This is a genomic window from Sabulicella rubraurantiaca (assembly GCF_017355885.1).
Lineage (GTDB): Bacteria > Pseudomonadota > Alphaproteobacteria > Acetobacterales > Acetobacteraceae > Roseococcus > Roseococcus rubraurantiacus.
Genome location: NZ_JAFEUU010000035.1, coordinates 1 through 17096 on the forward strand (window position 1 = coordinate 1; position 17096 = coordinate 17096).

A 17096-nucleotide genomic window follows, 5' to 3' on the forward strand; every position below is an offset into this window, starting at 1 on the left:
GGCCGGCATCGCCGCGGTACGCCGCCGCCGCGAGCAGGGCTGACCGGGCGGGGAGGAAGTCCCGCCCTCTTCAAACCCGCCGTCTTCTTTCGGGAAGGCGGCGGACGCCTCAGCGCCGTGCCAGCGCGACGAGGTAGCGACAATTCTGGCGCGCGGAGGGATTCGACAGGGCGCAATCCTGCGGCCGCGACAGGTCATAGGCCAGGCAGTCGCCCGCTCCGAGCTCCGTATCCTGCTCCCCCTCGGTCACCACCAGCCGGCCCGACAGCACCCAGACGCATTGCCCGCGCAGCAGGGCGTAGGAGGCGGCGGGGTAGTCCACCCGCGCGCCGGGTGGCATGTCCACCAGCACCAGCTCCGGGTCAGCACCAGGCGGCGTCAGCGAGCGACGCAGATAGCCGGTCTCGGGATCGGTCCAGAGCTGCTGCTCCGCCGCGCGGGCCAGGCGCCCGGCACCGCCATCCGCTTCCGCCCGCGCCAGCAGGGTGGAGACGGTGAGGCCCAGCGCGCCGGAGAGCCGCCCGAGCAGCGCAGCGGTCGGGCTGGCCTCGCCCCGCTCCACCTTGGAGATCATGGCGCGCGACACGCCGGATTGCGCGGCCAGTTCCGCGATGCTCCAGCCCCGCGCCTCGCGTTCCCGCCGGATGCGGGCGGCGAGCAGGGCGCCCAGGGCATCGGGCTCTGTCATCATGGTGGACATGTGGAAACTTTAGTGGATAGGCTCGCGCGATGCCAAGCGATGCTCTTCCGCCGCGCAGCCATAATGGCGGCCCGCCCCTGGATGAGGACGACCCCCACGCCTCCTGGCGGCACTGGAACTGGAAGCGGGCGCACAAGAAGGCGTGGAAGACCCCGCCGCGCGAGATCGCGCTGCGCCGCCTCGCCCGCGCGGAGGAGCTGGGGATGAGCTACCGCGAATACGCGCTCGAGATCATGGAACGGGGGCGCTACCTGTGAGGTTGGCGAGATCGTGCTCCGCCACGCAGGCGACGAGGCGGCCGGGGCGCGCCGGGTCCTCCACCATCTGCAGGCCGATATCGGCATAGATCCGGCCGAAGCGTTCCGTGGCGTCCAGGAAGGCGGGGCGCACCCCGTTGCGCTCGCACAGGTCGCGGAAGCGCCAGATCGCGGAAACCGCGTCGTCCCGCGGCCCCTGCGGATCGCCCTGCGCCGCCCAGACCTCCTTCCCCCGAGTGAAGACCAGCGCCGCCTCGCCGCGCTCGCCGCGGATCACCGCGTCGCCCGCGACGGGCGCCGAGCCATGCGCAGCCAAGAGGGACAGGCGCGCCGCCGCGTCAAAGGGGGCAGGGCGGATGCGGACCGGGCGCAGCAGGCGCAGCGTGCCGAACAAGAGGAGGAGGCCGGTCAGCCCTACGGTGAAGCGAAGCTGCGCCGGGGCGATGCGCGAGAGCGGCACCTCCCACCACGCCGCATCGGCCACGCGCCCGCCATAGGCAACCAGCGCCAGGGTGAGGCCGCAGAACCCCACCGCCAGCAACGGCAGGGCCACCGCCTGCGACAGCGGCTCGGCCACCAGGCGGGAGTCGCGGTAGAAGGCGCTGCGCATCGTCGCCAGGAAGCCCGCGACGAGAAGGAAGGCGCCCCAGGTCCACCATTCCTCCGCCCTGAGTCCGGCGATGGCGGCGCCGTTCAGCAGCAGAAAGATCGCCGCGCCCCAGGCCAGGGTGAGGCGGCGCAGCAGCCCGTAGGAGATCACCAGCAGCAGCGAGCCGACTACGGAGGCCGCAAGCTGCGAGGCCAAGGCCGCCTCGTACCCCGCCCATTGCAGCAGCACCGTCTGGCGCACCGGTAGTGCGCCCAGGAAGATCAGCAGCCCGCCGCCCAGCGCCACCAGCCCGGCGAGGACCGGCACCTCCAGCGGCATGGCGCCGCGCCCGAAGGCCGACAGACCCGCCAGCGCAGCACGGCGCTGCCCCAGCTCGAACCCCGCGAACAGGAAGCCGGCGATGAAGAGCGGGATGATGTAGTAGAAGAGGCGGAACACCAGCAGCGCCCCCACCACCTCCGCCGTGCCGAGATAGGGGGCGAGGCCGATCATGATCGCGCCGTCGAAGACGCCGAGCCCGCCCGGCACGTGTGCCGCGATCCCCGCCGCATAGGCTGCGAGGTAGATGCCAATGAAGCGCAGGAAGGTGAGCCCCTCCGCCGGCGGCAGCAGCACGTAGAAGATCGCCGCCGTCACCGCCACGTCCACCGCCGCCAGCACGGTCTGCGCCAGCGCCATGGAGGTGGAGGGCAGTTCCACCTCGTGCCCCCAGAAGCGGATCGTGCGACGGAAGCGCGAGAGCAGCACATAGGCCGTCACCACGCCGAAGAGCGGCACGGCGGTGAGCTGCAAGGCCCAGCGCGGCACGTGGTCGCTCACCCAGGGCAGGACCTCCGGCTCGAAGGTCAGCACGGCGCCGCCCAGCGCCATGCCGCCAAGGCCGAAGGTGAGCGAGGTGAAGCCGATCACCTTGCCGATCTCAAGCGGGGTGTAGCCCCAGGCGGAATACAGGCGGAACCGCACCGCTGCCCCCGACACCGCCGCGAAGCCGAGATTATGTGCCAACGAATAGCCGCAGAATGACGCCAGCAGCGCCCGCCCCCAGGAGGAGGGGCGCCCGGCATAGCGCGCCCCCAGCCAGTCATAGATGGCGAGCACCAGATAGGCGATGACGGTGAACCCCGCCCCCAGCCAAAGCGCGCCGGTCGTGATCTCGCCCATGGCGCGGGTGACGTCGGCGACGGAAAGCGAGCGGAACTCCCGCTGCACCACATAGACCGCCCCCACCAGCAGCAGCAGGCCGAAGACGGTCGGCCCGTGGCGCTTCAGCAGGGGCAGGGTGGATCTCACGCCCGGGCCAACGCGCCCTCGACGAGACGCACCGCCTCCTCGATGCCCATCACCGCGACCGTGCCGCCGAAGCGCGGCCCCTCGCTCTTGCCCAGAAGAACCTCGTAGAGCGCCTGGAACCAGGCGCGGCCCACGCCGTCCGAGCCGTCCTTGTTCTTGGTCAGGAACGGGCCGAAGCGCCCGGCGTCATAGACCGTGTCCTGCAGCGCCTTCTCGCGCTCCGGCCCGGGCGGCATGGCCAGGAGCTCCACCTCCCGCTCACGCAGCAGGGCAGCGAGGCGGCGCAGCCCCTCGACCTCGTCGGGCGTCGGGTCGCGGAAGCGGCGCTCGGGGGCGATGAAGTCGCGCCAATAGGCGCAGGCATGGCGCACGAGTCGGTCCAGCAGCGGCTCCGATTCCGGAGTCGCCTCGGGGTAATACTTGCGCAGATAGGCCCAGAGCCGCGCCGGGTCGTCCGTGTTGGCGATGCCGGCGAGGTTCAGCAGCGTGGCGAAGGAAACGGGCGGCGGTGCGGGCGGCGCGCCCTGCGCGTGGATGTACCAGGCGGGGTTGGTGGCGTCGTCTGGATTGGCGCGCAGCTTCTCCGCATTGCCAAGCCAATCATCCACCGCGCGCGGGATCACGCCCTTGTGCAGCCGCTTGGCCGAGCCGGGGGAGGGGAACATGAACTGCGCGAGGCTCTCGGGCGGGCCGTAATCGAGCCACTGCTCGATGGTGAGGCCGTTGCCCTTGCTCTTGCTGATCTTCTGCCCGTGCTCGTCGTTGAACATCTCGTAGGTGAGGGTAACGGGCGGCTCCGCGCCCAGCACGCGGCAGATGGCGCTGCTGAGCTTCACGGAATCGATCAGGTCCTTGCCCGACATCTCGTAATCCACGCCGAGCGCGTACCAGCGCAGCGCCCAGTCCGCCTTCCACTGCGCCTTGCAATGGCCGCCGGTCACGGGGGTCTCCCAGCGCTTCCCCTCGTCATCGGTCCAGACCAGCGTGCCGTCGGCGCGCACCTCCTCCATCGGCACCTGCATCACCACGCGCGTCTCGGGATGGATGGGCAGGAAGGGAGAATAGGTGGCGCGGCGCTCGGCGCCGAGCGTGGGCAGGATCACCTCGCGCACCTCCTCGTGCAGCGCGGCCATCCGCAGCAGCGCCGCGTCGAAGCGGCCGGAAGTGTAGTAGTCGGTGGAGGAGGCGAACTCGTACTCGAAGCCGAAGGCGTCCAGGAAGGCGCGCAGCCGCGCGTTGTTGTGCGCGCCGAAGCTGGGATGCGTGCCGAAGGGGTCGGGCACCTCGGTCAGGCGCTTGCCGATGTGCTGGCGCAGCACGTCGCCATTCGGCACGTTGTCCGGCACCTTCCGCAGCCCGTCCATGTCGTCGGAGAAGGCGATGAGGCGCGAGGGCATTCCCGTCAGGAGGGAGAAGGCGCGCCGCACCCAGGAGGTGCGCGCCACCTCGCCGAAAGTGCCGATATGCGGCAGACCGGAGGGGCCGTAGCCGGTCTCGAACAGCGCCTCTTTCTTGCCGCTGGCCAGCAGGCGCTCGCGCACGCGGCGCGCCTCCGCGAAGGGCCAGGCGGGAATGGTCTCGAAAGCGGCGTCAGGCATCTTGGCGGGATGCCAGGGCGCCGGGGCCGGGTCAATTCTCACGACGTCCCCGCGCGGCTTTGCCTGCCTTGACCCGATGATGTGTGCGGGCGACCGTGCGGCACTGCGGTCAGGAAAGAGGGAGAGAGCGATGCAAGGCGAGGACGACGCGCTGTTCGAGAAGGGGCTGCCGATCCGGCGCGAGGTGCTGGGGGCGGAGTACGTGGATGGCTCGCTGGCCAAGGCCGACGACTTCATGATGGCCTTCCAGCGCATCACCACCTCCTGGGCCTGGGGCATGGCCTGGGGCGATCCGACGCTGGACCGCAAGACACGCTCCATCATCAACCTCGCCATGCTCACCGCCCTGGGAAAGATCCCGGAGGTGAAGCTGCACGTGAAGGGCGCGCTGAACAACGGCGTGTCCGTGGACGAGATCCGGGCCACGCTGAGCCATGCCGCCGCCTATTGCGGCATTCCCGCGGCGCTTGACGCCTTCAAGGCCACCCACGAGGTGCTCCTCGCCGAAGGCGCCATCCAACCGAAGAAGTAGCCCGCTCAGGGGGCGTGGGGCGTCCAGCGTGGCGGCCCCACGCGCAGGCCCAGCGGGAGGGGGTGCGGCAACCCGCCCGGGGCCGCCGGCTCACCCTGGCCGCGCCAGGATGCGGCGGAGGCCGCTGCACCCTCACTCGCGGCTTCGATGCCAGGGGGCGGGGCGGAACCGGCCAGCACCGGCGCCGCATCCACAGCAGCCATGCGCGACAGCAGCACAAGCGCGGCGCCGTAATAGTCGGTGGCGTCGGCCACGGCTTCCTGCGGGCCAGCTGGCAGGCCAAGCGCATGGCGGGAGGCGCGCGCGACGGCGCGCAGCCCGGCATGGCCGGGATAGGGGGCGAGCCCACCGGTTTCCAGGTCGGCCCAGGCAGGCGTGCCCTCCCGCCGCTGATGCGCCGACCAGAAGCGCTCGACTCGTAACAGCGTTGCCTCGCTGCCCCGGCCAGCCCAGACGAGGTGCAGAGGGATACGCACCGCATCCCAGGAGAAGCGCGGTGGCCAGCCGGGGGCCGGGCGCATGGCGCCCCGCGCGTCCAGTTCCAGCCAATCGGGCGGCAGGGCGAAGCGGCCGAAGCGCGCCTCCTCCAGCAAGCCCAGCCCGTCCGCTTCCAGCCGCGCCCAGGCTGGGCTTGGCAGGATCCGGGCTAGGACCCGCAGGGCGGACCAGGAATAATAGGAGAGGTTGATCACGACCCGATCGTGGAATCGGAACCCCTGGGCACCGGGCAGGAGCAGCAGGCGGTTGTTCCACTCGACAGTGCAATGCCGCAGCAGGTCGCGAGCGATGTGGCGCGCCTGCTCCCGGTAGCTGGAATCCCTCCACAGGGCAGCGGCTCGGGCCAAGGCCCAGGCAGCCAAGAGGTCCCCATCGCTGGCGTTGTTGGGGTCGGCGACGTGGGGCCGGGTGTGGGGGCTCCACCGCCAGGTCATGAGGCGGTCGCCGCGCCGGCGCAGGTGCAGCCGCGCCCAGTCCCAGGCCAGGTCGAAGGCGGCACGGTCCTCCATGTGGACCGCGAGGAGCATGGCGTAGGATTGGCCCTCGCTATGCGAGATGCCGGCCTTGGCCGAGTCCACCACCCGGCCCTCGGGCGTCATATAGCGGCGCCGGAAGGCGTTCCATTCGCTCTGTGGGACGCGGTCCGTGCCCCCCGTTCCTGCCCCGGAATCGCTTGGGTCCGCCCGCCCGAGTGCGGGTCGGGAAAGGGCCGTCCAGGCTGGAATCGAGGCCATGGCGGAAAGAAGCGCGCGGCGGCAGCGGGGCACGAAACGGAACCTCGGACGATTGCGGATAATCTACGGCATGCACGCATAAGATGCATATCCGGTTTTATCCCGACCGAAAACGAGAGTCTGTGCCGTTGCCCAATTCGCACGGCACAGGGGGTTTCAGGCACGCCAGACGATGCGCTCAGGGCCAGCGGCGGTGGGGTCGAGCTCGATCATCTGGCCGTTCATCACGCTCTGCCCCGTCAGGGCCAGGATGAAGCCCCAATGCGAGACGACCAGCGTATGCTGCCAGTCATCCAGCGCCGCCATCTCCGCGCGGAAGAGGGAAGCGCGCGCCTCGACCTGGTCGGCGGGCTCCTCCACCGCGGGCCACCAGATCTCGTCCAGCGCCGGGAAATCCAGCTCGGGAAAGGACAGGCGCAACTCGCTCGCCGCCGTGCCGACATCGCAGACGAAGGCGTAGCGCTCGCGCACGGTGGGCGTGACGGTGAGGCGTAAGCCAAGGCGGCGTGCGACCGGCAGGGCCGTCTGCAAGGCACGTGTGTAGGGCGAGACGATGATGCGGCGGATGTCCCGCCCGGCCAGGGCCTCGGCCGCTGCCTCCGCCTGCTGATGGCCCAGCGGCGTCAGCTTGGGGTCGGGGATGCCGGGATCGCGGCGGGTGGCGGAGAAGTGGAGGTTGAATTCGCTCTGGCCGTGACGAAGCAGGATCATGCCTGCTGGCGTAGCCTTGCGCGGCCCTGCGCGTCCAGCGCGCCTCTGTTGCGTGGCCGCGGCGCCATGCCTAAGTAATGTCCCTGGCTGGAGGTCCCGATGCAGGGCGGTTTTCCCATTGACCTGATTCTGTTCGCCATGGTGGCCGCCTTTCTGGTGCTGCGCCTGCGTTCCGTGCTCGGCAAGCGGCAGGGTTTCGAGCGTCAGCCCCAGCCCCAGGGCCTGCCCGATGGCCGCACTGCCCGCGCCGATGGCGTGGTGGAGGAGATCGCGCCCGCGCGGCGTGAGGCGCGCCGCATCATTCCCGACCCGCGTGGCCCGGTGGGCCAGGGCCTCGCGCGAATCGGCGCGGCCGATCCCAGCTTCGAGCCGAATGGCTTCCTGGACGGGGCCGAGGGCGCCTTCCGCATGATCGTCGGCGCCTTTGCCGCCGGCGATCGCGCGACGCTGCGGCCCCTGCTGTCCGACGACACCTATGCCGGGTTCGAGGGCGCGATCCGCGCGCGCGAGAATGCGGGCGAGACCCAGCGCACCGAGATCCGCTCCATGCACGAGATGGCGATCGAGGGCGCGGATCTGCGCGGCAACACGGCCGAGGTCACGGTGCGCTTCACCTCAGATCAGGTGAACCTGACAAACGGCCGCAATGGCGAGATCGTCGCCGGTTCCGACGCCATCACCGAGGTGACGGATATCTGGACCTTCCAGCGCGACGTGACCTCGTCCGATCCGTCCTGGCGGCTGGTGGCGACGCGCAGCGCCTGAGGCGCGTCAACACGCCTTCCAGGTCAGAACCAGCACGTCGCGGCAGGAGGAGCGGGACGGGTCTTCCGGCTCCACCGGCGAGACGCCGTGCATCACGCGCCGGTCATCCATCACCGCGAGGTCGAGCAGCCCGTTCAGGGTGAAGCGGTCGAGCTCGCGCCGCTCCGCATCCGTCACCACGGTTTCTCCGCCGCGGAGATTGGCGCGGGCGATCATGGCGATCAGCACGCAATCCACCCCGTCATGATGCACCCCCTCGGGCGTCGGCAGGCCGGGCGCGCCGGGCGCCGCCTCGACGCGGAACTGGTGCATCTCGACGAAGAAGCGGGCGCCGGGGCGCAGCGCATCCGCGACCTCCCGTCCCATTGTGAGCAGCCCTGCCGTGGCAGGGTGGCAGGCCACCGCATCCTCCACGGGGGCGAACCAGCGATCCACGCCGCCATTCAGGGTGTTGTGCACCTCGGCCTGGAAATGCGGGCGGTGCAGGCCGCGCCGATGCCCCGGCAGGCCGGGCAGGGCGGTGAAGTTGGCGAGGCGGCGGCGGCGATAGCGCCCGCCATCCGCCATGAAGCCGTCAGTCTCCAGCCGGTCCCAGCTTTGCGCCCATTCGGCCAGCCAAGCCGCGGGCAGGCCCAGCCTGTCCTGCGCCTGCTCGGGCCGCAGCCGGGCGTAGCCCTCCTTCAGCACCTGCTCCGACAGCTTGCTCATGGCGCTTCCCCGATGGGCGGCGTCTCGGAAGCCGTGCCGGCCAGCACCTCGGCGACGTGGCGCACGCGCACCTCCCGCCCCTCGCGGCGCAGGCGCCCGGCCATGTTGAGCAGGCAGCCCATGTCGCCTGCCAGCAGCGTGTCGGCCCCGGTCCCGGCGATGTCGGCGACCTTGTCTGAAACCATGCGGGTCGAGATGTCGGGATACTTCACGCAGAAGGTGCCGCCGAAGCCGCAGCACAGCTCAGGCTCGGACAGCTCCCGCACGGTCAGCCCCTCGACGCTCGCCAGCAAGGCGCGCGGCTGCGCCTTCACCCCGAGCTCCCGCAGGCCGGAGCAGGAATCGTGATAGGCGGCGACGCCGTCATAGCGCGCCTCCACCCCCTTCATCCCCCGCACATCCACGAGGAAGGAGGTCAGCTCGTGCGTCCGCGCCGCCAGCGCCACGGCCCGCGCCCGCTCATGCGGGTCGTTGTCGAACAGTGCCGGGTAGTGATGCGCGATCATCGCGGCGCAGGAGCCCGACGGCGCCACGACGTAGTCGCAGGAGGCGAAGGCATCCATCATCCCCCGCGCGAGCTCCTGCGCGGTGCGGCGGTCGCCCGTATTGTAGGCGGGCTGACCGCAGCAGGTCTGCGCCTCGGGCACCATCACCTCGCACCCCGCCTCCTCCAGCAGGCGGATCGCCGCGAAGCCGACGCTCGGGCGATACAGATCCACCAGGCAGGTGACGAAAAGGGCGACGCGCGGCTTGCTCATACGCCCGATCCTAGAGCCTGATCGCCCCCGCGCGAAGGGAAGCGTCAGGCCGGCACGTCGCCCTCCAGCGTGACCCGGTGCATCACCCGGCGGTAGCCGTGGTAGTCGTTCAGCGGGTAGTGCAGCACCTGCCGATTGTCCCAGAAGGCGACACTTCCTTCCTGCCAGCGGAAGCGGCAGGTCCATTCCGGCTTCACCTGCCAGCGGAACAGGAAGTCCAGCAGCGGGGCGCTTTCCTCCTCCGTCATCCCATCGAAGCGGCTGGTATGGCCGGCATTGACGTAGAGCGCCTTGCGCCCCGTCTCGGGATGGGTGCGGACCACGGGGTGCGACGCCTCGTAGACCTGCTTCGCGTCGTCGCGGCCGCTATCCTTGCGGCGGTCCTCGCGCGTCTTGCTCACATCGGCCTTGGCGCTGCTGTTCACCGCGCGCAGCGGGTCGATCAGCCGGCGCATCCCTTCGCTCAGCGCCTCATAGGCGGCGACGCCGGAGGCGAACATGGTGTCCCCGCCCACGGGCGGGATCTCCCGCGCCACCAGCATCGTCGCCATGGGCGGACGGTCGAGATAGGCGGTGTCGGTGTGCCAGACGCCGCCGAAATTCACCTTTTCGTGCTCCAGCTTCATCACCGGGATGACTTCCGGCGCTTCCTCCAGCCCCTTCACGAAGGGATATTCGATCACCTCGCCGAATCGGCGGGCGACGCGCACCAGTTCGCGCGGGGGCAGGCGCTGGTCGCGGAAGAACACGACGCCGTGCCGCAGCCAGGTGTCGCGCAGCTCGGCAACCAAGCCGTCCGGCATGTCCTCCCGCAGGTCCACGCCGAGAATCTCGGCGCCCAGGGCGGGGGAGAGGGGACGGATCTCGGGCCGGTTTTCCATGGCGTTTCCTCCTGTTTCCCCGCGAGGCTAGGGGGTTTGGGGCCGCCTGCAAGCTGGAAGAAAATGCCCATTCATGAGAATCGTGGCTGGATGTTCATATTTTACCCATTCATGTGAAGGCCGTTCCGTCGCAGCATTCCCATGCCGCCGTTCCGCCCGTCTCCGGGCAGGGTGCGGGGCGCAGGTGGCGGCCATTTCCCGGCAAGCCGCTGCCAGACTGGCCCCTGGGCCCCGGCCCGGCTGGATCCTTCCGGCCGGGCCGCATTTTCCCTTGTCTTCAGGGGGGCGGCCCCAGGGACTCCCGCAGCTCGGCGCGCAACGCCTCGACCTCCAGCCGCAGCGCCGCCATCTCTCCAAGGATTTCCGGCCCTGTGCCTTCCGGCCGCGCCCGCAGAGCCGCGATCTCGGCCCGCAGCGCCGCGACCTGCAGGCCGAGATGGAGAAGGCGCGCCTCCTCCGCCGTGCCGGACGCGTCCGGGGGCAGCGTCGTGCCGCGCCCGCGCGCCTCCTCCGAGTCGAGGATCTCCCGCAGCGCCGCCTCGCGCGCCCCGGGACCCCCCGCCAGGCGGGCGAGGTAGTGGATGCGCCCACCCTCATCCGGGAAGCGGCCCAGCAGGGCGAGGTAGAGCTTCTCCACCACCTCCTCGTCGCTGCCTTGCAACAGGAGGGATGCGCGCGGGGTCACGCTGCTTCGCCCAGCGGAACGCCGATCCGCGCATGGACCTCCCGCAGCCGGGCGGCGTGGCGCTCGGGGCTAAACAGCGCGGCCTGGGCGGGGCCCATCGCCGCCAGCCGCGCCCGCAGCGCCTCGTCCCCGTCCAGGGCGCGGATCGCCTCCGCCATGGCGCGGGGGTCGAGCGGATCGACCAGAAGTGCCGCCTCTCCCGCCACCTCGGGCAGCGAGGTGGTGGAGGAGGTGAGGACAGGCGTGCCCACCCCCATCGCCTCGACCACCGGCAGGCCGAAGCCCTCGTAGAGCGAAGGAAAGAGCAGCGCCTTGGCGTGGCGGAGCAGCACATCCACGTCGAGGCGCGGCAGGTAGCCCATATGCCGCACCCGCCCATCGGCGGAGCGCGTGCCCTCCGCCTCGGTCAGCAGGCGCAGCTCCTCTTTCGCATAGGCGCCGGGCTTGCCGACGATGACGAAGGGCGCGGTGCTGCCGGAGGCGTAATAGGCATCGAGAAGCCGCGACAGGTTCTTGCGCGGGTCCACCGTGGATAGGAACAGGAAATAGCCCCCCGGCTCCAGCCCGAGCGCGCCGCGCAGCCGCGCCTCCGCCAGCGGTCCATCGGCGATGGGCTCCCGCGGGGCGACGGGCTGGTAGGTGTTGGTTACCCGCTCCTCGGGCACCCCCAGCAGTGAGACGATGTCGCGCTTCGCGTGCTCCGAGACGGTGATGATGTGGTCCGCGTTCCGCGCGATGGCGCGCGCGGCGGCTAGCCAGACGCGCTTCCGCTCCATCGTCGCCCAGGGCATGCGCAGCGGAATCAGGTCATGTACCGTGTAGACGTTCACTGCGCCGCGCAGGCGCAGCGGATGGACCTGCATCCAATGCATCACGGCGGGCGGCGTTCCCGCCGCGCGCACCTCCATGAGCCTCCGTGTCAGCCCGACATGCACCCAGGAGCGGCCGAACAGGTCGCGCGCGTTCCAGACCTCCTCCGCCTCTGGCAGGTTGGCGGTGGAGAAGGCCTCATAGACGGCGGCGGAGGAGAGCCGGCGATCCACCACGCCGCTGGCCGGGACCTCGTGCGCGACCGGCCCGCCGGGATCAAGTGCCATTCGGAGCAGCCTTCCCGTCAGGGTCGGTCCCCGGCGCGGCGGCACCGCATCGAAGAACCGGAGCTCCCGCTCCACCGCTTCCAGCCGGTCGGGCACAAGCTGGCCGAAGAGCAGCCCGGTACGCGCGCCATCGCGCCGCAGGGCGCGGACCATGTTACGCGTGTAGGTGGTGATGCCGGTCCCGAACGGGTGCGCCAACGGGAAGCCGTCGATCCAGATACGCAGCGGGGATGGCGGCATGGCCGGCAACTTGCCCGCCGCCCCGGCTTGCGGCAAGCCTGGGGGCGCCGGGCGGGGGGCCGGCTGGCATGGGCGAAGCGGCGCTGTTCCTCGACGCGACGGGGTTGATCGGGTTCTTCCGCGGCCACCGCACTCCCATGGGCATGGCGCGGGTGCAGATGGCCTTGCTCGATGCTGGGCTGAAGCCGCCCGCCCTGCTGGAGCCAGTGGCCTTTGCACGCGCCGGTGGCCTGCGCCGGGTGGATCCCGTCGCGCTGCGCCCGGTGCTGGACGCGGCGCGCGCCGGCGGCCCGGCCGACGACCCCGAATGGCTGGCCTTGCTGGCCCGGCTGCATGAAAGCCTGGACGAAGCACCCTTGGCACCCATCGCCCGTGGCGACCGCCTCTTCTTTCCCGGCCCTGGCGGGGCGGAGGAATTCCTGCGGCTGCGCCCCTGGCAGGAGGAAGCAGGGGCGCGGCTCTGCGTCCTGTTCCACGACGCGCTCCCCCTTTCCTTGCCCGAGCATGCCCCGCCGGATCTGGTTGAGGAGTTCGGCCGGTTCTTCGGCGTGCTGTGCCTCGGCGCCGACCGGGTCGTCGCGGTGAGCGAGCATGCGCGGCGCGAGTTCCTGCATTGGCAGCGCCGCTTCCTCCCGGCGCTGGAGATCCCCGCCGGGGTGCTGGGCCTCGATGCGAAGCTGCCGGACTCGCCGCCGGAAGACCTGCCCGCGCCGCTCGATGACGGGCGGCGCTTCGTGCTTTGCGTCGCCACGCTGGAATCCCGCAAGGACCATGCCTTCCTGCTGCGGGTTTGGCGCACGCTGATCCGCCGCCATGGCGAGGCGGCGGTGCCCGACCTCGTCCTGGCGGGACGGGAGGGGTTTGGGGCAGAGGCGGCGCTGCGCCTGCTCGCCCAGGCGCCGGAGCTGCGGCGCAAGGTGCATTGGCTGCGCGACCTGGGCGACGGGGCCCTGGCCGCGCTGCGCCGCGCCGCACTGCTCTGCGTCTTCAACTCCTTCGGCGAGGGGTGGGGCCTGCCGGTGACGGAGGCGCTGGCTGCCGGTCGCCTCGTCCTTGCTCCCGATCACACCAGCCTGCGCGAGGCGGGGGGCGAGGCGGCGCTGTATTTCGCCCCCGGCGAGGAGGAATCCTTCTTGTCCCTCCTGTGGCCGCTCTGCGCCGATGACGCGCATCGCGAGGCGACGGAACGGCGCCTTCTGCCGCGCTTGCGGCTGCGATCCTGGCGCGAGGTGGCGGAGGCGCTGCGCGAGGAGTTGCTGCGCGAGGAGGCGCTGCCGCCCCCGCCGCTGGAGCGCACGCCCCTCGCCCTGGGCTGGCGCCTGCCTTTCGCCGCGCCGCTCCTCGCCGACGGGCTGCCGGAACCGGGGGCGCTGCTGCCCCTCTTCCTGCGTGAGGGCGAGGGCTGGGCCGCGGCCGAGGGCAGCGGCGTCTGGCTGCTGGACCCGCCCGAAGGCGGCGCGCCGCCCCGACTGCGGCTGCGCCTGCCCCATGCGCTCGGGCAGCCGCGCCTGTTCCTGGAGGCGGCGGCGCCCCCTGCGCCGGTCACGCTGGGGCTGCGCATCCGCACCGCTTCGGGCGAGGCCTCGCCCTGGCGGGAGATGCGCTTCGCCCCCTCGGAGGATCGTCTGCTGGTGGTGGATTTGCCGCCGCTGCCGGCGGGCGACGCGCTGGTCGAGTTCGACACGGCTGGCAGCGCCACGCCGCCCCGCGAGGCGCGGCGGCTGAACGCGCAGCTTCGCGCCATGATGCTGTGCGAGGCTGCCGACCAAGCCTCGCAGCTTCGCTTTCTGCTGGAATTTCCGCGCTGCCGGCACTTCCCGGCCTGACAGGCGCCGGACATGCAAAGGGCCCCGCGGCGATGCCGCGGGGCCCTTCCATCAATCGGGCCTCGCGGCCGCGATCAGACCTGGGCCGTCCCCACGATGGCGGGAACGATGACCCGGGACTGGATGCTGGCGAGACCGTGCGAGTGATGAGACACCGGATCACCTCCTTTCGATTCGGGCGCGCGGGGAAGGCCGGCCGAATTGCCGGCGCCACCGGGGCGGGCCGCTCTGTTGCGATGGCGCGGAGATGGGGGCGAACCCCGCGCGCTTCAACGGCGCAGCGCGCTGAACAGGCCTGCACCTGCTGCAAGCACGGCCCCGGCCGCGAAGGCCATGGGCGGGCCGGCGAGGGTGAAGGCCATGGCGGCGAGCATCGCGCCGAAGCTTTGCCCCAGGACGCGCGCTGTCGCCTGCATCCCGCCCGCGCTGCCCGCCCGGGCGCGCGGCGCGGCCGCCAGCATGGTGCGGTTGTTGGGCGCCTGGAAGAAGCCGAAGCCGAGCCCTGCCACGGCGAGGATCGCTCCCACGGCCAGGGGCACGGTGGGCCGCAGCAGGGCCAGCGCCAGCAGGGCCAGCGCCAACACCACCCCGCCCAGGAGGCAAGAGATGGCGGAGGAATGGCCCTGGTCGGCCCAGCGCCCGGCAAAGGGCGCCATCACCCCGAGCACGATGGGATAAGGCGTCAGCGCCAGCCCGATCTGCCACGCCGGCAGTCCCGCCGCCGAAAGGTGGAAGGGCAGCGCCACCACCGTCACCATGTGGGCCGCGAAGATGCAGGAGGAGGCGAGCACGGCCAGCCGCACCTCGCGGATGCGCAGCAGGTCGAGCGGCAGCATGGGCGCCGGCTTGCCCAATTCCCGTCGCAACAGGAGCTGGAAGCACAGAAGCGCCAGGGCCAGCGCCGCCATTCCGGCGATCGGTGCGTGCAGCAGCAGGTCCAGCCCCAGGAACATCGCCCCGAAGGCCCCGGCATTCAGCGCCGCCGCCACCCCGTCAAAGGGCCGGGTTTCAGGCTCGGGGCGGGGCAGGAGGCGGGTTCCCGCCAGCAGGGCGGCCAGCCCGATCGGTACATGCGCCACGAATACCGCCGGCCAGGGCGCGACGGACAGCACCGCCGCCCCCAGGCTGGGCCCCACCGCCGAGCAGGCCGCCACCGTCATGGCGTTGGTGCCAATGGCCCGCCCGAGCTGCGATTGCGGGTAGGTGTGGCGCACCAGCGCGGCGGTCAGCGCCATCACCGCTGCGCTGCCCGCCCCCTGCGCCACGCGCGCGGCCAGGAGCGGCGCGAAGCCGGGCGCGAAGGCGCAGGACACCGCGCCCAGCGTGAACAGGGCGAGGCCCCAGGCCCAGACGCGGCGGAAGCCCAGGATCTCGCCCAGGGCGGAAGCGGGGATCAGCAGCCCCACCACGGTGATCTGGTAGGCATTGACCAGCCACACCGCTTCAGCTGGGGAAAGGCGGAGGTCGGCGGCGGCGAAGGGCAGGGCGATGTTGACCATCGCCGCGTCCAGCACGGTCACGGAGATGGCGGCGGCGATCGCAGCCGCGGAGGCGGCGCGCCGCCCCGGCGGCAGCCCGTCCGCGGCGCCGCTCACGCCGCCTGCGTCGCTCCCTGGAGCGCGGGGAGAGACACGCCGACGAGGTGGTCGCGCGTCACCAGCGTGGCGAGGCGATCCTCCGTCCAACCTTCCGTGCCGGCGGGGCGCATCGGCAGCACCATCCAGCGATAGTCGGCGGTGCTGTCCACCACGCGCACCTTCACGCCGGGCGGCAAGGCGGTGCCGAATTCCGCCAGCACGGCGCGCGGCTCCCGCACCGCGCGGGCGCGATAGGCGGCCGACTTGTACCAGTGCGGCGGGTAGCCGAGCACGGCGCGCGGGTAGCAGGAGCACAGCGTGCAGACGACGAGGTGATGGAGGTCCGGCTTGTCCTCCAGCACGCCCAGCGGCGGTGCCCCGGCCATGCGGACGCCCATCGCCTCCGCCGCCGCCGTGCCGTCGCGCAGCAGCAGCTCCCGGTAGGCGGGGTCGGTCCAGGCGCGGGCGACCATGCGCGCGCCCGTCTCGGGCGAGGCGCGGTCGGCCGAGGCCACGCGCGCCTGGATGTCCTCCTCGGTCATGATGCCGCGGCGCTTCAGCGCGGCGACCAGCTTTTCCAGGAGCGCGATGCTCTCCGCAGTCGGTTCGCCGGCCATGTCAGGCTTCCTCCAGCCAATGCTCGAAGATCTCGACCATCACAGTGTCCCCCTCCTCGCCCTCGTTCCAGATCGGCTTCTGCTCGAACAGAACGTGGTAGAGCGGGCGCGGCTCGCCCGGGCGGCCGAAGGCGATGGCCTCGGGGTTGGGAAAGGTGCCGAGCACCCGTTCCACCTGCCCCTCGCGTCCGCGCAGGTAATGCGGCGTGCGAAGATGCATGGGCGCCGAGCGCTCTGGCCAGGCGTCCCGCACGCGGACGCGCGCGCCCGGCGCGAAGCGGCTCACGCCAGATCCTCCCAGGAGACGACGCCCTTGGCGACCATCACCGCGACGACGGAGCGAAGCCATTTCTCGTAGTAGGTGAGGCCGAAATACTCCGTCTCGTGCAGGCGCTCGATGTTCAGCCGCATCTCATCCACGGTGAACAGCTTCTTGTCGCGCAGCACGGAGCGCACCGCGTCCACGCGCTTGTCGAAATCATTGGGCGGCGCGTCGTCATCCGGCTCCACCGGGGTGCAGCGGAAGCGGGGCGAGCCGCCAAGGTCGTGTTTCAGGGGAACTTCCGTCATCGGATCTCCTCCTCCGGCATCACGCCGAACATCTCGGCTCGGCGGATGAAGCCGCGCCGGTCCTGGACCTGCACCTCGCACCAGGCGCTGTTGCTGTCGCAGCCGCGGATGCGGCCGATCACGCCGGGGCGAAGCCGTGCGACGGGGGCAGCGCTCTCCTCCGGCCGGCGGCGCAGGGGCACCTCGCCTTCCCCCTTCACCAGGAAGGTGCGGCGGCCGGGCTGGAGGTTGGAGGAATGCACCCAGCCTTCCACCCCCTCCGGGTCGCGGATGCGGCGCCACTGCTCATGCTCGCGGATGATCTGCACCGGCAGGTCGGAGCGCTGGTAGCGCCATTCCACCGGGAAGCGCCGCTCCGGCCCGACCCGCAGGTTCACGTCGTTGGAACGCAGCGCGGAGAAGCGCGGCAGCGGCAATCCGGTGACCGGGCCGATGGGCGGGG

The 17096-nt window shown here is 71.4% G+C and carries 19 protein-coding genes; 4 read left to right on the forward strand and 15 right to left on the reverse strand.

Features of this window, described 5'->3' with window-relative positions; all coding sequences use genetic code 11:
• Window positions 1-109: 109 nt before the first annotated feature.
• Entirely contained in the window at window positions 110-700 is a 591-nt protein-coding gene (locus JTJ31_RS23705) for a helix-turn-helix domain-containing protein (RefSeq protein ID WP_207541213.1), read from the reverse strand.
• Window positions 701-729: 29 nt separating this feature from the next.
• Between JTJ31_RS23705 and JTJ31_RS23710 the strand changes: the two genes are divergently transcribed.
• Window positions 730-957, forward strand: coding sequence for a hypothetical protein (locus JTJ31_RS23710; RefSeq protein ID WP_207541214.1), 228 nt, complete (start codon window positions 730-732; stop codon window positions 955-957).
• Here JTJ31_RS23710 and JTJ31_RS23715 read toward each other — a convergent pair.
• Window positions 932-2857: a phosphatidylglycerol lysyltransferase domain-containing protein gene (locus JTJ31_RS23715; protein WP_328805811.1), complete on the reverse strand. Its 1926-nt coding sequence runs from the start codon at window positions 2855-2857 to the stop codon at window positions 932-934. The genes JTJ31_RS23710 and JTJ31_RS23715 overlap by 26 nt on opposite strands.
• Window positions 2854-4455 (reverse strand): lysine--tRNA ligase, encoded by a 1602-nt coding sequence (locus JTJ31_RS23720; RefSeq protein WP_207541215.1) that lies wholly within the window; start codon window positions 4453-4455, stop codon window positions 2854-2856. The genes JTJ31_RS23715 and JTJ31_RS23720 overlap by 4 nt, the downstream gene beginning before the upstream one ends.
• Window positions 4456-4585: 130 nt before the next feature.
• Between JTJ31_RS23720 and JTJ31_RS23725 the strand changes: the two genes are divergently transcribed.
• Window positions 4586-4987: a carboxymuconolactone decarboxylase family protein gene (locus JTJ31_RS23725; RefSeq protein ID WP_207541216.1), complete on the forward strand. Its 402-nt coding sequence runs from the start codon at window positions 4586-4588 to the stop codon at window positions 4985-4987.
• Window positions 4988-4992: 5 nt separating this feature from the next.
• Here the strand turns inward: JTJ31_RS23725 and JTJ31_RS23730 are convergent, their stop codons facing one another.
• Both JTJ31_RS23730 and JTJ31_RS23735 read right to left on the reverse strand, forming a co-directional pair.
• Window positions 4993-6219 carry a glycosyl hydrolase family 8 gene (locus JTJ31_RS23730; RefSeq protein ID WP_268957141.1) on the reverse strand — a complete coding sequence of 409 codons (1227 nt, stop codon included), beginning with the start codon at window positions 6217-6219 and terminating at the stop codon, window positions 4993-4995.
• A 156-nt stretch (window positions 6220-6375) separates the two neighbouring features.
• On the reverse strand, window positions 6376-6930 hold the full coding sequence (locus JTJ31_RS23735) for a histidine phosphatase family protein (protein WP_207541218.1): 555 nt from the start codon (window positions 6928-6930) through the stop codon (window positions 6376-6378).
• 99 nt (window positions 6931-7029) lie between these two features.
• Between JTJ31_RS23735 and JTJ31_RS23740 the strand changes: the two genes are divergently transcribed.
• The gene (locus JTJ31_RS23740) at window positions 7030-7695 is read left to right on the forward strand and encodes a Tim44/TimA family putative adaptor protein (protein ID WP_207541219.1); all 666 of its coding nucleotides are present in this window, start codon (window positions 7030-7032) and stop codon (window positions 7693-7695) included.
• 6 nt (window positions 7696-7701) lie between these two features.
• Here the strand turns inward: JTJ31_RS23740 and JTJ31_RS23745 are convergent, their stop codons facing one another.
• The 5 genes from JTJ31_RS23745 to JTJ31_RS23765 form a co-directional block, all read right to left on the reverse strand.
• Window positions 7702-8403, reverse strand: a complete 702-nt coding sequence (locus JTJ31_RS23745) for a 2OG-Fe dioxygenase family protein (protein WP_207541220.1) — start codon at window positions 8401-8403, stop codon at window positions 7702-7704.
• Window positions 8400-9161, reverse strand: a complete 762-nt coding sequence (locus tag JTJ31_RS23750) for a (Fe-S)-binding protein (RefSeq protein WP_207541221.1) — start codon at window positions 9159-9161, stop codon at window positions 8400-8402. The genes JTJ31_RS23745 and JTJ31_RS23750 overlap by 4 nt, the downstream gene beginning before the upstream one ends.
• 44 nt (window positions 9162-9205) lie before the next feature.
• On the reverse strand, window positions 9206-10042 hold the full coding sequence (locus JTJ31_RS23755; RefSeq protein WP_207541222.1) for a TauD/TfdA dioxygenase family protein: 837 nt from the start codon (window positions 10040-10042) through the stop codon (window positions 9206-9208).
• Between the two features lie 277 nt (window positions 10043-10319).
• Window positions 10320-10727, reverse strand: a complete 408-nt coding sequence (locus JTJ31_RS23760) for a DUF4214 domain-containing protein (protein WP_207541223.1) — start codon at window positions 10725-10727, stop codon at window positions 10320-10322.
• Window positions 10724-12064: a glycosyltransferase family 4 protein gene (locus tag JTJ31_RS23765; protein ID WP_207541224.1), complete on the reverse strand. Its 1341-nt coding sequence runs from the start codon at window positions 12062-12064 to the stop codon at window positions 10724-10726. Before JTJ31_RS23765 ends, JTJ31_RS23760 begins: the two co-directional genes overlap by 4 nt.
• Before the next feature lie 68 nt (window positions 12065-12132).
• On the opposite strand from JTJ31_RS23765, the gene JTJ31_RS23770 reads away from it, so the two are divergent.
• Entirely contained in the window at window positions 12133-13890 is a 1758-nt protein-coding gene (locus JTJ31_RS23770) for a glycosyltransferase (protein ID WP_207541225.1), read from the forward strand.
• A 269-nt stretch (window positions 13891-14159) separates the two neighbouring features.
• Here JTJ31_RS23770 and JTJ31_RS23775 read toward each other — a convergent pair whose 3' ends face one another.
• From JTJ31_RS23775 to JTJ31_RS23795, 5 genes are all read right to left on the reverse strand, one after another.
• On the reverse strand, window positions 14160-15485 hold the full coding sequence (locus JTJ31_RS23775) for an MFS transporter (RefSeq protein ID WP_207541226.1): 1326 nt from the start codon (window positions 15483-15485) through the stop codon (window positions 14160-14162).
• Window positions 15482-16084, reverse strand: a complete 603-nt coding sequence (locus JTJ31_RS23780) for a nitrile hydratase subunit alpha (protein ID WP_207541227.1) — start codon at window positions 16082-16084, stop codon at window positions 15482-15484. Before JTJ31_RS23780 ends, JTJ31_RS23775 begins: the two co-directional genes overlap by 4 nt.
• Window position 16085: 1 nt before the next feature.
• Complete coding sequence (locus JTJ31_RS25125; protein WP_328805812.1) at window positions 16086-16370, reverse strand: SH3-like domain-containing protein; 285 nt, start codon at window positions 16368-16370, stop codon at window positions 16086-16088.
• A complete protein-coding gene (locus JTJ31_RS25130) occupies window positions 16367-16654 on the reverse strand; it encodes an SH3-like domain-containing protein (protein WP_207541229.1) in 288 nt (95 codons plus the stop codon). The genes JTJ31_RS25125 and JTJ31_RS25130 overlap by 4 nt, the downstream gene beginning before the upstream one ends.
• On the reverse strand, window positions 16651-17096 hold a 446-nt coding region (locus tag JTJ31_RS23795), incomplete at its 5' end, for an SH3 domain-containing protein (protein ID WP_207541230.1). The genes JTJ31_RS25130 and JTJ31_RS23795, both read right to left, overlap by 4 nt.

Excerpts from the sequence above, each read along its gene's own strand:
- JTJ31_RS23705 (WP_207541213.1), bottom strand. The coding sequence starts at position 700 with ATGTCCACCATGATGACAGAGCCCGATGCCCTGGGCGCCCTGCTCGCC.
- JTJ31_RS23710 (WP_207541214.1), top strand. The coding sequence starts at position 730 with ATGCCAAGCGATGCTCTTCCGCCGCGCAGCCATAATGGCGGCCCGCCC.
- JTJ31_RS23720 (WP_207541215.1), bottom strand. The coding sequence starts at position 4,455 with ATGCCTGACGCCGCTTTCGAGACCATTCCCGCCTGGCCCTTCGCGGAG.
- JTJ31_RS23725 (WP_207541216.1), top strand. The coding sequence starts at position 4,586 with ATGCAAGGCGAGGACGACGCGCTGTTCGAGAAGGGGCTGCCGATCCGG.
- JTJ31_RS23730 (WP_268957141.1), bottom strand. The coding sequence starts at position 6,219 with ATGGCCTCGATTCCAGCCTGGACGGCCCTTTCCCGACCCGCACTCGGG.
- JTJ31_RS23735 (WP_207541218.1), bottom strand. The coding sequence starts at position 6,930 with ATGATCCTGCTTCGTCACGGCCAGAGCGAATTCAACCTCCACTTCTCC.
- JTJ31_RS23740 (WP_207541219.1), top strand. The coding sequence starts at position 7,030 with ATGCAGGGCGGTTTTCCCATTGACCTGATTCTGTTCGCCATGGTGGCC.
- JTJ31_RS23745 (WP_207541220.1), bottom strand. The coding sequence starts at position 8,403 with ATGAGCAAGCTGTCGGAGCAGGTGCTGAAGGAGGGCTACGCCCGGCTG.
- JTJ31_RS23750 (WP_207541221.1), bottom strand. The coding sequence starts at position 9,161 with ATGAGCAAGCCGCGCGTCGCCCTTTTCGTCACCTGCCTGGTGGATCTG.
- JTJ31_RS23755 (WP_207541222.1), bottom strand. The coding sequence starts at position 10,042 with ATGGAAAACCGGCCCGAGATCCGTCCCCTCTCCCCCGCCCTGGGCGCC.
- JTJ31_RS23765 (WP_207541224.1), bottom strand. The coding sequence starts at position 12,064 with ATGCCGCCATCCCCGCTGCGTATCTGGATCGACGGCTTCCCGTTGGCG.
- JTJ31_RS23770 (WP_207541225.1), top strand. The coding sequence starts at position 12,133 with ATGGGCGAAGCGGCGCTGTTCCTCGACGCGACGGGGTTGATCGGGTTC.
- JTJ31_RS23780 (WP_207541227.1), bottom strand. The coding sequence starts at position 16,084 with ATGGCCGGCGAACCGACTGCGGAGAGCATCGCGCTCCTGGAAAAGCTG.
- JTJ31_RS25130 (WP_207541229.1), bottom strand. The coding sequence starts at position 16,654 with ATGACGGAAGTTCCCCTGAAACACGACCTTGGCGGCTCGCCCCGCTTC.